Origin of the sequence: Mycobacterium sp., from assembly GCF_035603715.1 — a bacterium.
Classification (GTDB): domain Bacteria; phylum Actinomycetota; class Actinomycetes; order Mycobacteriales; family Mycobacteriaceae; genus Mycobacterium.
In genome coordinates this window covers 1-13,696 of sequence record NZ_DATNJW010000229.1, presented here as the reverse complement: position 1 = coordinate 13,696, position 13,696 = coordinate 1, and the positions used below count along the sequence as shown (strand labels likewise).

The window sequence follows — 13,696 nt, the reverse complement described above, 5'->3', positions numbered from 1 at the left end:
ACCACCAGGCTGACGGCCGGCCCGACCCAGTTCAGCGGCGCCAGCCGGGTGATGGTGCCGGCGACCAGGAATGCGGCCGGCATCACGTGGCCGTCATGGTCGTCGAACAGAAACGACGGTGAGAGCAGGCGGTGGGTGCCGGCCCGGCCGACCAGGATCAAGTCGTCCCAGTAGAAATAGCCGCGGAACGCCAGCACCCCGCGGATTAGCAGTTGCACGCCGACCAGCACCGCCGCGGCCAGCGCCACCTTGGGTACCCCGGCGGCCCGTCGGTATGGTGAGCCGGTGCGCGCACTGGTCACCGGGGCTGCCGGGTTCATCGGGTCGACGCTAGTCGACCGGTTGCTGAGCGACGGGCATCGCGTCGTCGGCCTGGATAACTACCACTCGGGGCGGGCTACCAACCTCGAGCATCAGGTCGGCAATCCCGAGTTCGCCTTCGTCGAGGCCGATATCGTCGACGCCGATCTGGCGGCGATCCTCGGCGAGCATCGCCCGGAAGTGGTGTTCCACCTGGCCGCGCAGATTGACGTGCGGCGCTCGGTGGCCGACCCGCAATTCGACGCGTCGGTCAACGTGATCGGCACCGTGCGTCTTGCCGAAGCCGCGCGGCTGACCGGAGTGCGCAAGCTCGTGCACACCTCCTCGGGCGGATCGATCTACGGGACGCCGCCGACCTACCCGACCAGTGAGGCCGTGCCCACCGACCCGGCGTCGCCGTATGCGGCGGGCAAGGTGGCCGGGGAGATCTACCTCAACACGTTTCGGCATCTCTACGGTCTGGAGTGCTCCCATATCGCACCGGCCAATGTCTATGGGCCACGGCAGGATCCGCACGGCGAGGCCGGCGTGGTGGCGATCTTCGCGCAGGCGCTGCTATCGGGCAAGCCTACCAAGGTGTTCGGCGACGGCTCCAACACCCGTGACTACGTGTTCGTCGACGACGTGGTGGACGCGTTCATCAAAGCGTCGGGTCCAGAAGGCGGCGGGCAGCGCTTCAACGTCGCTACTGGCGTGGAAACCTCTGACCGCCAACTACATTCAGCTGTTGCGGCTGCCGTCGGCGCACCCGACGACCCGGAATTCTATCCGCCGCGGCTCGGCGACCTCAGGCGGTCCTGGCTCGACATCGGTTTGGCCGAGCGGGTTTTGGGCTGGCGTCCCCAGGTTGGGCTGGAGCAAGGCGTGGCTCGCACGGTGGACTATTTCCGGCGGGCGTCGTCAGCTTAGCGAGCTGACCGTCACAAACCGAACACGGTGTCGAACAGGTCAAGCCACGGCTGGTCCGCGAACGACGCCAGTCCCTCGGCCGGGGTAAGTCCCGCGGAAGCGTCCAAGAACGCGTACACCGAGGAAAGATCCAGGTTGCCGAACGGGGTCACGAAGGTATCGGTGATGAGGTTCTGACCGTCCGGACCCAGCCCCGGTAGGTCGGTGTAGAAGTTCTCGAACCCGAGACCGTATGAAGCGAAGTCGATTACCGAGCCGTCCGGCAAAGTTGGGTCCGCCGAATCAGTGACGAGTAGCGTCTCGGTGAAGGAGCTGACGAACATCGGCTGGATGATGGTCACGTCGGCTTCGAAGGTCGACGACGGAGTGTCGGCGCCGCCATCGTAAACACCGAATAGGCCTTCCCCCTGAATCGAGAAGTTTCCCGGTGGGAGACCGTTGATTCCGGTGTAGGTCAACTCCGCGTCGGGTGCGGCTTTGATGATGTCGTCGCCGAACGAAATAGGTCGTGACAGCGAGCCGTCGTTGAGGCCGGCGGACGCGTCATAGGGAGAGAATATGGGCGAAAGGTCAAGAGATTGGCCGGTATCGGTGTCGATCAGAATATCTGTGACTTCGTCGGTGCCGTCGGGTTGGGGGATCGAGGAGTAAACGTTCGACAGGTTGTAGAAATCGATGGTGTTGTAGACCGATCCGATCGGTAGCGAGTCGGCGGTACCCGTTTGTTCGGTGACCAGGAAGGCTTCGGTGTGGAAACCGACTCCGTCGGTGGTGGTGGTCTCGATGGCGTTGAAGGTTGCATCTGGATTTTCACCGTATTGGAATGACTGATAGCCCTGGTGGTCGATGGTGAACGGCGGAAGTCCGCTGACGGCGGTGATAACTGGGTCGCTGGTCGCGGTGATCCCGTCGGGTAGCACGGGCGGCACGTCAACTGCGTCGACCCTGAGGAGATTGATGAGTTGTGTCAGGTCGATGTTGCCGAACGGAGTCTTCAAGATGTCCGTGATGGTGGTGGTATCCCCCGAAGGCACAGCGGTGTAGACAAACGTGAATAGGCCGCCGAGACTGTGCGTGATGCTGATCACCGATCCCTCGATGGGTGCTATTCCGGTGGGATCTTCGTATCCCGGCACGTCGGGGCTGACGTAGAGGACCTGACTGGTCGCGATCTCTTCGTTCGCAAAATCGGTGCGGGTATCCAGATAGGGAACGGTTGACACGTAGGCGTGGAAAGTTCCGACCGGGTCATCGGAATTGTTTCCGATGACGTCGAACTGCCCGTAGCCCTGAATGCTTCCGTTGACGCCGGGCGGCGCAGTCAGAATGTTGTACAGAGCGGTCACCGTTTCCGGTCCGGCTGGATCGAAGTTGTAAGCGGCCGCGTCGAAAGGATCGGCCAGCGCCCCGACGTCGACGCTGTCGGCGACGGCGACGGCGTCCGAGAGGAGCGCGACTCCGAACAAGCCGCTGGCCGCTGCGGCCAGCAGACAGGTGAGTCGACGAGAAGTCATCGGAGACCCTTCCGATCGTGTTGTCATGTCTGACCAGCCCCGTTCTAGGGTAAAGGTTAGCCGAACTTATAGACGCGTTAAAACTAGCTGGGAGGGCTCACAAGAACTCATGTGAAATGCCTAAATCCGCCCTCGCTGCCACGATGCCCTGCGGGCTGTGCACTGGGCCATCGTGGCGGGCTGGTCACCCCGGTTGTTGCGCGCCTTCGAATGCGACAACGCGAGCCAATCGCGTGTACAGCAATCAGTAGGCCCTGGATCCAGTTCATCGCGGCATCCTTCCTCGCAGGAATCCGTCGACAATGATGTTGACGCCATCGAGCAGCGGCTGCCTTTTGGCCGATGAGTACTCGGTCTAGAGCACCTCGACGGGTTGTTGGGCTAGACCAACGGTTTTCGTCGATCAGCACGATGAATTCGGTGGCGTGGCTCATGCCGTTCAGCCCCGCCACACCGGGTATCGATCAGCGCGAGCCAATCTCTTGCCCGTAACTCGTGAAGCGGCCAGCATCGGCCAAAAGTGTTGGTGCTGAGAGGATTGCGGTGGGCGCAGGCGATGACGGTGGCGAACCCACCAATGGCGGATTAAGTATAAGTGAACGCCTCGCGGGGGTAGGCGTTGATTGGTGGGCGACGATCGTGGCCGGAATCGTGGTGCTGCTGGCCGTGGCCGGACTGCTACCCAAGATTCCGTGGTGACCCGGTGAGCACAGTCGTTGCCGAGCAGGCGGAGCCCGCTGACGAGGCGAGTTTCACTAGCCGCAACATTCTGGAGTACGTGCCGGGAGTGCTGCTGCTGGTCGGGATCGGCCTGTTGGGCAAATATGCCCAGGTCTGGTGGAATTCGCTGGCACATCAACACCATTGGCGGGTTCCGGACATCGAGTACGTGTTGTGGGCGATCGTGTTCGGCCTACTCGTCACCAATACCGTTGGCCTGCACCGGATCTTTCGCGCCGGCGTCCAGACCTATGAATTCTGGTTGAAGATCGGGATTGTCGCTCTGGGCGTGCGTTTCGTTCTCGGCGATGTGGTCAAGCTCGGCGGTATCTCGCTGGTACAGATCTTGGTCGATATGGCGCTGGCCGGAGGAATCATCCTGGCCGCCGCGCACTTTTTCGGCCTGTCCGGCAAGCTGGGATCGCTGCTGGCCATCGGAACGTCCATCTGCGGGGTATCGGCCATCGTCGCCTCTAAAGGTGCGATCCGGGCGCGCAACTCCGACGTCGGCTATGCCATCGCGGCGATCCTCGCGCTGGGCGCTGTCGCTTTGTTCGCGCTACCGGTGCTGGGCCACGCGATCGGTTTGACCGATCACGAATTCGGTTTGTGGGCAGGGCTTTCAGTAGACAACACCGCCGAGACCACCGCGACTGGCTACTTGTACTCCGAACAAGCCGGCAAGATCGCGGTGCTGGTGAAATCCATCCGCAACGCATTGATCGGGTTCGTCGTGCTGGGTTTTGCGTTGTACTGGGCATCGCGCGGCGAGGCAGACCGGGTCGCACCGGGTCTGCGCGCACGGGCCCTGTTCATCTGGGACAAGTTCCCCAAGTTCGTCCTCGGATTCCTAGCAGTGTCGGCGATTGCGACTGCCGGTTGGCTCAGCAAGGGGCAAATTACCAACGTCGCCAACGTATCGCGGTGGGCGTTCTTGCTGACGTTCGCCGGCGTCGGCCTCAACACCAACATCCGCGAACTCGTTCGTACCGGGTGGCGGCCGCTGGTGGTCGCCGTCATCGGCTTGGTCGTCGTGGCCGCCGTATCGCTCGGGTTGGTGTTGATCACGTCGCGCGGGCTGCACTGGGGCATCGGGGCGGGCTGATCAGTCCGGCCGTTGTGCGCCTTCGAGTGCGACGGCACGAGCCAGTCGCGCGTAACGCAATTCGAGGTCTTTGAACCGCAGGTAGGTGTTCAGCGTGCTGAATCCGAACGCGACGATCAGCGCGTACAGCATCAGGTCGGCGCCGCGGTCGACGCCGAGCCAATGCGCCACCACGGTGGTGTCGTTGGGCCGCAGCACGGCATATACCCCGGCCAACATGAAAGCCAGGAAGCCCACTTTCACCCACGCTTGCGACTGGACGCTGCGACGGGAGCGCAGCAGAAAGACCACCAGCGCCAAGATTGAGGCAATCAGCAGGCCCTGGATCCAGTTCATCGCGGCATCCTTCCTCGCAGGAATCCGTCGACAATGATGTTGACGCCATTGAGCAGCGGCTGCCCTTTGGCCGATGAGTACTCGGTGTAGAGCACCTCGACGGGTTGTTCAGCTACGCGCCAACGGTTTTCGTCGATCAGCATGATGAACTCGGTGGCGTGGCTCATGCCGTTCATGGTGATGTCCAGCCGATCGGCGACGGTCTTGTTGAACACCCGCAGTCCGTTGTTGGTATCGGTCAGGCCCAGTCGGCGGCCACGTGGGCTCAGCCACGCGGCGGTCTGCAGCACCATCCGCTTCAACGCTGGCGGCCGGCTGACACCCGGGCCGAACCGGGTGCCGATGATGATGTCGGCGTCCCCGGCCGCCAACCGGTCGATCATCGCGATGACGTCGGCGACGCGGTGCTGGCCGTCGGCGTCGAAGGTGACGAAGACCTGCGCGCCGGGCTGGCTGCGGGCGTACTCCACCCCGGTTTGGATCGCCGCGCCCTGACCCAGGTTGACCGGGTGCTGCACCAGATGAGCTCCCGCACGTAAAGCGATGTCGCCGGTGCCGTCGGCGCTGCCGTCGTCGACGCACACCACGTTGGCGAAGATCGACCGCAGATCGGTGATCACGTCGCCGATCACACCGGCTTCGTTGAAGGCGGGGACGACGATCCAGACGTCGGACATTTCACCGGTCATTTCAAGCCCACAACGTACACGCGGCACCCGCAGATCAACGGCCCGGACGCGCGAGCGCGGCCAGGTGCACCCCGATACCCACCAGCGGACCGCACAGCAACGCAACCACCGTCCGGCCCTCCAGCGGCAGCGGCAGCAACAGCAGCAGCGCCGCCGCCACCGTCGCGCACACCCAGCCCAGCGCGTAGGCGCGGTGCAACGCGGCGGCGACCGTCGCGGCGCCGGTCAGCGTCAGCATCGCGATCGTCACCGCCGCCGCGGTCAGCCAGGCCAGCAGCGCGCCCGCCGTGTGATAGTCCGGCCCGAAGGCCGCCCGCAGCAGCCACGGGCCGAGCAGGCCGGCCGCCAGCACGCCGGCCGCGCCGATCGCGCCGATCAGCGCGGCCGGTGCGATCAGGGCCCGCAATCGCGCGGTGCGTTCGTCGACGAAGTGCGCGATCAGGTTTCCCTGCATGGCGGTCATCGGCACCAGCAACGGCGCGCGGGTCAGGGTGACCGCCAGGATGACCACCCCGCCCTGGGCGCCCAACTCGGTGGAGGTGAGCTTCAGCAGCACCGGAAAGCCCATCACCAGAATCGCGCTGGCCCCGGCCGCGGTGATCGAATGCGCTGCCCCCCGCAGAAATGTCGCGGCGCTACCCGGAGTCAGCAGCCGGGCCGCCGCCCGAGTCGACGGTGACGCCCCGATCATCATCAGCCAGGCCAGTGCGCCCGCGACGGTGGCCCACAGGAACCCGACCAGGCCCCAGCCGACCAGTACAGTGGCCGTCGCGACCGCGACCCGGATCACGGCGTCGGTGACCATCAGCGCGCCGTACTGGGTCCAGCGGTTGGTGCCGGCCAGCATGCCCAGCAGGGTGGCGTGCAGGCAGAATCCCGCCAGCCCGACGCTGAGCAGGCCGACGGAAAGCCAGTGCGCTTGTGCGAACACCCGGCCGCTCCACAGCGGTGAGCTGCCGGCGATCACGGCTGCGGCGCCGATCCCGACCATGCCCGCGAGCCGCAGCGGGTGGGTGCGCCGTCCCGGCAGCATCTCCGCGTAGCCGGCCGAGCGGATTTCTCGGGTGGTCTCTTGCAGCAGGCCGTTGGCGGCGCCGGTGACCAGTCCGAACGCTCCCCAGAAGACCGCGAACACCGAGAAGCCGGCCGGCGCCAGATCGCGGGCGGCCAGGTAGACCACCGCGTAGCCGCACACCGCGGTCACGGCGGTCGCGGTACCCACGCGGGCCACGCTGCTGCGCGCGATCGGGCTGGCGAAGGCACCCACACTCGGGGTGCCGCCCACTTCGGTCACGGTTTGAAACTACTCACAGCCTTTGTCGCGCTGAGCGCGCCGCGACGACGTCGACCTGACAGACTGACCGTAGAGGGGAGTATTCCTCGGCCGCGCAGTCGTCATCACGTCGCCCAGATCGGGTGACCGGCCCGCGGGCCGTCGCCACGACGGTGGAAGAGACCTCTGGTTGTCAGCGACCGGAGGTATCCCTATGCACGTTTCCCTGCTGGAGTGGATCGTCACCCTGGCCGCCACGATCGCGGTACTGCTGTTCGACGTCGTGGTGATGGCGCGTGGATCAGACGAACCGACCATGCGCCGATCCGCTCTCGGATTGTCGGCTTACTGCGGCCTGGCGGTGTGCTTCGGAATCTGGACGGGGTACTTCCACGGCCGGCAGTTCGCGGTGCAGTTCTTCGCCGGGTGGGTCACCGAATACAGCCTGTCGATCGACAATCTGTTCATTTTCGTGATCATCATGACGAGCTTCGCCGTACCGAGGGCGTATCAGCGGCAGGCCCTGTTCGCCGGCATCGTGATCGCGCTGGTTTTCCGCGGTATCTTCATCGCCCTCGGCGCGGCGGCCATCGCCCGATTCTCCTGGGTGTTCTACATTTTCGGCGCGTTCCTGGTGTATACCGCGCTGCGTTTGGGGCGCGGTGTCACGCATCAAACCGACGCGGAGAACGCCGTGGTCCGCTTCGCCCGCAATCATCTGAACGTCACCGAGACCTGGTACGGTGCAAAGCTTTTCGTGAACGATGGATCGGGACGGGCGGCGACTCCGATGGCTCTCGTGGTCCTCGCGCTGGGCGCAACCGACCTGGTCTTCGCCCTCGACTCGATCCCGGCGATCTACGGGCTCACCAGTGAGCCGTACCTGGTGTTGGCCGCCAACGTCTTCGCGCTGATGGGCCTGCGGCAGCTGTACTTCATCGTCGAGGGGCTGCTGCAGCGGCTCGTCTATTTGTCCAAAGGGCTCGGCGTCATCTTGTTGTTGATCGGGGTCAAGCTGATCCTGCACGCGTTACGCGCGAACAATCTGCCATTCATCAACGGCGGCAAACCCGTTGACGTCCCGGAGATATCGACGCCGGCCAGTCTTGCGGCGATCGCCGCGACCCTTGCCGTGGCCGCGGTCGCCAGCGTTTATGCCACCCGCGGCGACGCAAGCGATTAGGCCTCGATTTGGGCGGCGATGCGTCGCTCGATCCCGGCCCGCGCGGCCGCCGGCAACGCGATCAGCCCCTCCAGTTCGCGGCCCGCCCGGGCGTAGGCGCTCTGCCGTTCCTGCGGGGACGCGGCCTCGTCTTGGGCCAGCCGCAACAGGTTCTGGGCTCGCGCCAGCCGCTGCTGGTCGTCTTCGGAAAAGTCACTGCGACGCCGGCGGATCGCTTCGGCTTCGGCGATTTCGAACGCGCTGACGTACTCATGCACGGCGTCGCGGTATTCGAGGTGTCCGCTGCGATCGCCGAGCACGCCATCGGGGCGTTCCGGACGCAGCAGGTCGGCTCGCTGCTTGGCCTTGTGGAATGCGACGGTCAGCGGATTGCGCATATCGGTCATAAGGGGAAAGTCGAGCAATCTGGCGACGTCCACCTCGTAGTCCAGCCATCGGGCGTCGGTCCGATCGTGCGCGGCAAGGAGTTTGACGACCTCGCGGCGCTGGCTGTCCGCATTGTCTCGCCCGCGCCCGGACGCTTCGGCGATCGCGATCTTGGCCTGCTGCTTCAGCCGATACCGTTCGAGTCGCCGATCAGCCCTGCGTTCGTTGGCCGCGGCGATCGCTCGCACGCCTCCGCCGATCGCGCCGCCGAGCGGGAAGATCAGCCACCAGAAATTCGCAGCGAAATGAAGCGGGCCCACTTAGTCAGGATGCCACCGCGGCGCTGCGGCTTCGACCCGACAGCGTTCGCTCAGAGCCGAATGGCGCGAGTCAGTGACCCTCGGTCTTGAAACGCTCGATCGAACGCTGCACCTCGGCCTCGGCTTCGGCGCGGCCCACCCAGTCGGCGGCCTTCACGTACTTGCCCGGCTCCAGTGCCTTGTACTGCGAGAAGAAGTGTTTGATCTCGTCGAGCTCGTGCTGCGCGACGTCGCCGATGTCCTGGATGTGGTCCCAGCGATGGTCTTTGGCGGGCACGCACAGCACCTTGTCGTCGCCGCCGGCCTCATCGGTCATCTGGAACATGGCGACCGGCCGAGCCTTCACCACGACGCCCGGGAACACCGATTGGGGAAGCAGCAGCAGGACGTCCAGCGGGTCGCCGTCTTCGCCCAGGGTGTGCTCGATGAAGCCATAGTCAGTCGGGTAGACCATCGACGTATAGAGGTAGCGATCCAGAAAAACCCTGCCCGTTTCGTGGTCGACCTCGTACTTGTTGCGTTGACCCTTGGGGATTTCGATGACCACGTCGAATTGCACCGGTCCGGCTCCTTCGCCTGAGAATTGTCGCTTGGCGTCGATCGTAGGGCTCCCGCACCGCGCCCCTCCGTCGGGGCTTGGGCACAATAGGCACAGAGCAGTCAGGAGAGTCATGCGTCCCACCACGTGGCGTACGTCCACGCACCTGATCGTGGGGGTGGGCGTGTTGGCGATCGTTGCCGCCTTGGTGGCTGCGGCCGCGCTGCTCACCGGCAGCGGCCGCGGCGTCGACGGCCCGAAGGTTCCGGCAGCACCGCAGGCCGTCACCGCCAAGCCGGGCGTCGTTCCGGTGGCCGACGGCGCCGCGACGCCGACAAAGTCCGGCCTGGCCGCAGCCCTGGCGGCGGTGGTGGCCGACCCCAATCTGGGCAAGCTGGGCGCCCGGGTCACCGACGCGATCACCGGCGAAGAACTGTGGAGCCAGTTCGACGACCTGCTCCTGCAGCCGGCCTCCACCAACAAGACTTTGACCACCGCGGCCGCGCTTTTGGCGCTGGACCGCAACGCGCGGGTGACAACCCGCGTCGTAGCCGCCGATCAACCCGGAACTGTCGTGCTGGTAGGCGGAGGCGACCCGACGCTGTCGGGCGCGGCGCCCGGGCAGGACACCTGGTACCACGGCGCGGCCCGGCTCAGCGATCTGGCCGATCAGGTGCGTCGCAGCGGCGTGACGCCCACCGCGGTGCAAGTGAACACCTCACTATTCAGCGGTCCGACCTTCGCGCCCGGGTGGGACCCGGCCGACATCGAGGGCGGCGACATCGCGCCGATCGAGTCGGTGATGCTCGACGCCGGCCGGATCCAGCCGGCGACCGACGAGTCGCGGCGATCGGTGACGCCGGCTCTGGACGCGGGACGCGCGCTGGCCAGCGCGCTGGGCGTCGACCCGCAGCAGGTGACTGTCACCGGCCAAGCCGTCAGTTCTGGCGCGCGGCAACTGGCCGCGGTCCAGTCGGCCCCGCTGATCGATCGGCTCAACGAGATGATGAATATCTCCGACAACGTGATGGCCGAGTGCATCGCGCGGGAGGTGGCCGCATCCATGCAGCGGCCACTGAGCTTCGCCGGTGCCGTCGACGCAGTCACCAACCGGCTGAGCACCGCGCACATCGACACCGGCAGCGCGATCTTGCGCGACTCCAGCGGCTTATCGGTCGAAGACCGCCTCACCGCCAAAATCCTCGACTCCGTCGTGCAGGCGGCAGCCGGATCCGGCCAGCCGGCCCTGCGGCCGTTGCTGGACTTGTTGCCGATCGCCGGAGGCAGCGGCACGCTGTCGGATCGTTTCATCGACGGCACTCCGGCCGGCTCCGGGCCCGCTGGCTGGTTGCGCGCCAAAACCGGCTCGCTGACCGCGATCAACGCGTTAGCTGGGGTGGTGACCGACCGCAGCGGGCGGGTGTTGAGCTTCGCGCTGATCTCCAATGACGCCGGGATGTCCGGCCGCACTGCGATCGACGCGGTGGCCGCGACCTTATGGTCGTGCGGGTGCGTCGCGTGACTGCCTCAGCGGATTTGACTGTCGGGCGCACGGTCGACTGGGGATTCGCGGCGACGGTCGGCCAATGGCTGGCCCGCCCGGGCCCGCCGTCGACCGATTACACGCGGCGCCAGGCGGTCGAAAACCTGGCCACCGCTGCCAAGGCGGCTGAGCCGCCGGTTCGCGAGGTCACCGGCCTGCACACCAATGGCGCGGTGCCCGAGGCCCGAATTGTGGACCGGCCGGGGTGGATTCGGGCCGCCGCCGAGTCGATGCGGGCGATGACCGGCGGAACGGACAAGCCGCGCGGCGCGATCAGCGGACGGGTCACCGGAGCGCAGACCGGGGCCGTGCTGGCATTCGTCTCATCGGGCATCCTCGGTCAGTACGACCCGTTCAACGATGGCGGCGCCCTGTTGCTGGTCTACCCCAACGTCATCGCAGTCGAGCGCCAATTACAGCTTGAGCCTTCGGATTTCAGACTGTGGGTATGCCTGCACGAAGTCACCCACCGCGTACAGTTCACCGCGAACCCGTGGCTGTCGGATTACATGTCGCACGCGTTGGGTGTGCTGACCCAAGAGGGCAGCGACGACGTCGCACAGGTGGTGAGCCGGCTGGCCGATTTCGCTCGTGGACGTCGCGACTCCGCACAAGGCGATCCGAATTCGGCGGGCATCCTCGGGCTGCTGCGCGCCGTGCAGTCCGACCCGCAACGCGAAGCGTTGGATCAGCTGCTGGTGCTCGGCACGTTGTTGGAGGGCCACGCCGACCATGTGATGGATGCCGTTGGGCCCCTTGTGATTCCGTCAGTTTCCACCATCCGGTCCCGCTTCGACGAGCGACGGAACCGCAAGCAGCCGCCGCTGCAACGGCTGCTGCGGGCGCTGCTGGGCATCGACGCCAAACTGAGCCAGTACACCCGGGGTAAGGCGTTCGTCGACCATGTGGTGGATCGAGTAGGGATGGACCGGTTCAACACCGTCTGGACGAGTCCGGAGACCCTGCCCCGGCCGATTGAGATCGAATACCCGCAACGATGGATCGACAGGGTGCTGTAGCCGAACTCCGCGCAGTGGTGGCGGCGTTCGCGACAGAATTTCTCGACACCGGCGATCGCTGGTGTGTGGCGTTGTCGGGAGGCCCGGATTCGTTGGCGCTCACCGGTGTTGCGGCGACGATCCTGCCGACCACCGCCCTGATCGTCGACCATGGCTTGCAGTCCGGGTCGGCAACCGTGGCCGCAACCGCGCAGCGACAGGCCGAATATTTGGGATGCGTTGACGCTCAAGTGCTTACCGTCCAGGTGGCCGGTGACGGCGGCCCGGAGGCCGCGGCCCGCAACGCCCGATACACAGCGTTGGCGGATGCCCGTCGCGACCGGCCCGTTTTGTTGGCCCACACTCTCGACGACCAGGCCGAGACGGTGCTGCTCGGCCTTGGCCGCGGCTCGGGTGCCCGGTCGATCGCCGGCATGCGCCGCTACGACCCGCCCTGGTGCCGGCCGCTGCTGGGTGTGCGGCGCGAGGTGACGCATGCCGTCTGCGCAGAACTGGGGCTCAACGTCTGGCACGACCCGCACAACACCGACCGCCGCTTCACCCGCAGCAGGCTGCGTCTCGAGGTGCTGCCGCTGATGGAAGAGGTACTCGGTGGCGGTGTCGCCGAGGCGCTGGCTCGCACGGCGACCGCGTTGCGCGGGGACACCGAGCTGATCGATTCACTGATCGCCCAGGCGATGTCGGTGGCGGTAACTCCCAACGGTCTCGACACCAAGGCGTTGACGGCGCTGCCCGACCCGGTTCGTCGCGGGGTCATCCGCGGCTGGCTGCTCGCCGGTGGCGCGATCGGCTTGACCGACAAGCAGATCCGCGGGGTGGACACGCTGGTTACCGCCTGGCGCGGCCAGGGCGGGGTGGCCGTCGGCTCCGCATTGCGCAATCAGCGGCTGGTCGCCGGTCGCAGCGGAGGGGTCTTGACGTTGCACCAGGAACCGGTCTAATCGACCGCCGTTGGTTTCCGGCCCGACAACGTGGCACGCTGTGCTCGTGGCAGCGGAATCGCCGGAGCTCTACCCGGGGGACATCAAATCGGTCCTGCTAGGCGAAGAGCAGATCCAAAGCCGCATCGCCGAGCTCGGAGCGCAGATCGGCGCGGACTACCGCGAGCGGGCCGCCGCCGATGACCGCGACCTGCTGCTGATCACCGTGCTCAAAGGTGCCGTCATGTTCGTCACCGACCTGGCCCGCGCGATCCCACTGCCGACGCAGTTCGAGTTCATGGCGGTCAGCTCCTACGGATCGTCGACGTCCTCGTCGGGTGTGGTGCGGATCCTCAAAGACCTCGACCGCGACATCAACGACCGGGATGTGCTGATCGTCGAGGACGTGGTCGACTCCGGGCTGACCCTGTCCTGGTTGCTGCGTAACCTGGCCACCCGGCATCCGCACTCGCTGCGGGTGTGCTCGCTGCTGCGTAAACCCGACGCGCTGCGCGCCAACACCGACATCGCGTATGTGGGTTTCGACATCCCCAACGAGTTCGTGGTGGGCTACGGCCTCGACTACGACGAGCGCTACCGCGACCTGCCCTACATCGGAACCCTTGACCCGAGGGTCTACCAGGACTGAGTCCGGTCCAGGGGGAATGCGGACCGTCAAGTTCGACTCGGACCAGGGCACAAAGCACTACGAAGATTGCGCGCGCGGCCATCGCATCACCGACCACCGAGAGCTGCTGCAGATCATGGGGTTCGGTCACTGACGACTGACGCCGTCGCTGAGGGCATTGAGCACCGCGAGGGCGCCGGCGCCGAGACATACACGGCGAATTCGAATTCACCGGATCGACCCGAAGACCTGTCGTCGCCGAAACACGACGGTGCAAGACTGGCGAATCCTTGAGCGGCTAAATGACCGGGA

Annotated in this window: 14 protein-coding genes and 2 pseudogenes; 8 read left to right on the top strand and 8 right to left on the bottom strand. The window is 65.8% G+C overall.

What is annotated here, in order from left to right; all coding sequences use genetic code 11:
- Positions 1-320: pseudogene (locus VN856_RS09710) on the bottom strand (hypothetical protein); the annotation flags it as partial.
- Here VN856_RS09710 and VN856_RS09705 point away from each other — a divergent pair.
- Complete coding sequence (locus tag VN856_RS09705) at positions 286-1,230, top strand: NAD-dependent epimerase/dehydratase family protein (protein ID WP_325688380.1); 945 nt, start codon at positions 286-288, stop codon at positions 1,228-1,230. The pseudogene VN856_RS09710 and the gene VN856_RS09705 overlap by 35 nt on opposite strands.
- A gap of 11 nt (positions 1,231-1,241) precedes the next feature.
- On the opposite strand, the gene VN856_RS09700 is transcribed toward VN856_RS09705, so the two are convergent.
- Both VN856_RS09700 and VN856_RS09695 read right to left on the bottom strand, forming a co-directional pair.
- Complete coding sequence (locus VN856_RS09700) at positions 1,242-2,744, bottom strand: hypothetical protein (protein WP_325688378.1); 1,503 nt, start codon at positions 2,742-2,744, stop codon at positions 1,242-1,244.
- A 265-nt stretch (positions 2,745-3,009) separates the two neighbouring features.
- Positions 3,010-3,187: pseudogene (locus tag VN856_RS09695) on the bottom strand (glycosyltransferase family 2 protein); the annotation flags it as partial.
- Between the two features lie 100 nt (positions 3,188-3,287).
- Here VN856_RS09695 and VN856_RS09690 point away from each other — a divergent pair.
- The gene (locus tag VN856_RS09690) at positions 3,288-3,443 is read left to right on the top strand and encodes a hypothetical protein (protein WP_325688376.1); all 156 of its coding nucleotides are present in this window, start codon (positions 3,288-3,290) and stop codon (positions 3,441-3,443) included.
- Between the two features lie 4 nt (positions 3,444-3,447).
- Entirely contained in the window at positions 3,448-4,569 is a 1,122-nt protein-coding gene (locus VN856_RS09685) for a YeiH family protein (protein ID WP_325688374.1), read from the top strand.
- On the opposite strand, the gene VN856_RS09680 is transcribed toward VN856_RS09685, so the two are convergent.
- Genes VN856_RS09680 through VN856_RS09670 form a run of 3 tightly spaced genes read right to left on the bottom strand, consistent with a single transcriptional unit; the run spans position 4,570 to position 6,888 of the window.
- The gene (locus tag VN856_RS09680; protein WP_325688372.1) at positions 4,570-4,905 is read right to left on the bottom strand and encodes a DUF2304 domain-containing protein; all 336 of its coding nucleotides are present in this window, start codon (positions 4,903-4,905) and stop codon (positions 4,570-4,572) included.
- Complete coding sequence (locus VN856_RS09675) at positions 4,902-5,594, bottom strand: glycosyltransferase family 2 protein (protein WP_414686914.1); 693 nt, start codon at positions 5,592-5,594, stop codon at positions 4,902-4,904. Before VN856_RS09675 ends, VN856_RS09680 begins: the two co-directional genes overlap by 4 nt.
- 34 nt (positions 5,595-5,628) lie before the next feature.
- Complete coding sequence (locus VN856_RS09670) at positions 5,629-6,888, bottom strand: hypothetical protein (protein ID WP_325688369.1); 1,260 nt, start codon at positions 6,886-6,888, stop codon at positions 5,629-5,631.
- A gap of 193 nt (positions 6,889-7,081) precedes the next feature.
- Between VN856_RS09670 and VN856_RS09665 the strand changes: the two genes are divergently transcribed.
- On the top strand, positions 7,082-8,050 hold the full coding sequence (locus VN856_RS09665) for a TerC/Alx family metal homeostasis membrane protein (RefSeq protein ID WP_325688367.1): 969 nt from the start codon (positions 7,082-7,084) through the stop codon (positions 8,048-8,050).
- Here VN856_RS09665 and VN856_RS09660 read toward each other — a convergent pair.
- Together VN856_RS09660 and VN856_RS09655 are read right to left on the bottom strand one after the other, a co-directional pair.
- Entirely contained in the window at positions 8,047-8,736 is a 690-nt protein-coding gene (locus tag VN856_RS09660) for a hypothetical protein (protein WP_325688366.1), read from the bottom strand. The genes VN856_RS09665 and VN856_RS09660 overlap by 4 nt on opposite strands.
- A 70-nt stretch (positions 8,737-8,806) precedes the next feature.
- The gene (locus VN856_RS09655) at positions 8,807-9,295 is read right to left on the bottom strand and encodes an inorganic diphosphatase (RefSeq protein WP_325688364.1); all 489 of its coding nucleotides are present in this window, start codon (positions 9,293-9,295) and stop codon (positions 8,807-8,809) included.
- Positions 9,296-9,407: 112 nt separating this feature from the next.
- Between VN856_RS09655 and dacB the strand changes: the two genes are divergently transcribed.
- The 4 genes from dacB to hpt are packed head-to-tail and all read left to right on the top strand — an operon-like array spanning position 9,408 to position 13,405.
- The gene (gene dacB / locus VN856_RS09650; protein ID WP_325688362.1) at positions 9,408-10,796 is read left to right on the top strand and encodes a D-alanyl-D-alanine carboxypeptidase/D-alanyl-D-alanine endopeptidase; all 1,389 of its coding nucleotides are present in this window, start codon (positions 9,408-9,410) and stop codon (positions 10,794-10,796) included.
- The gene (locus VN856_RS09645; protein ID WP_414686913.1) at positions 10,772-11,836 is read left to right on the top strand and encodes a zinc-dependent metalloprotease; all 1,065 of its coding nucleotides are present in this window, start codon (positions 10,772-10,774) and stop codon (positions 11,834-11,836) included. The genes dacB and VN856_RS09645 overlap by 25 nt, the downstream gene beginning before the upstream one ends.
- Positions 11,815-12,777, top strand: coding sequence for a tRNA lysidine(34) synthetase TilS (tilS, locus tag VN856_RS09640; RefSeq protein WP_325688358.1), 963 nt, complete (start codon positions 11,815-11,817; stop codon positions 12,775-12,777). The genes VN856_RS09645 and tilS overlap by 22 nt, the downstream gene beginning before the upstream one ends.
- 10 nt (positions 12,778-12,787) lie before the next feature.
- Entirely contained in the window at positions 12,788-13,405 is a 618-nt protein-coding gene (hpt, locus tag VN856_RS09635) for a hypoxanthine phosphoribosyltransferase (protein ID WP_325688355.1), read from the top strand.
- Positions 13,406-13,696: the final 291 nt, after the last annotated feature.

Coding starts and splice junctions, on each gene's coding strand:
- VN856_RS09700 (WP_325688378.1), bottom strand. CDS start 2,744: ATGACTTCTCGTCGACTCACCTGTCTGCTGGCCGCAGCGGCCAGCGGC.
- VN856_RS09680 (WP_325688372.1), bottom strand. CDS start 4,905: ATGAACTGGATCCAGGGCCTGCTGATTGCCTCAATCTTGGCGCTGGTG.
- VN856_RS09675 (WP_414686914.1), bottom strand. CDS start 5,594: ATGACCGGTGAAATGTCCGACGTCTGGATCGTCGTCCCCGCCTTCAAC.
- VN856_RS09665 (WP_325688367.1), top strand. CDS start 7,082: ATGCACGTTTCCCTGCTGGAGTGGATCGTCACCCTGGCCGCCACGATC.
- dacB (WP_325688362.1), top strand. CDS start 9,408: ATGCGTCCCACCACGTGGCGTACGTCCACGCACCTGATCGTGGGGGTG.
- VN856_RS09645 (WP_414686913.1), top strand. CDS start 10,772: ATGGTCGTGCGGGTGCGTCGCGTGACTGCCTCAGCGGATTTGACTGTC.
- tilS (WP_325688358.1), top strand. CDS start 11,815: ATGGATCGACAGGGTGCTGTAGCCGAACTCCGCGCAGTGGTGGCGGCG.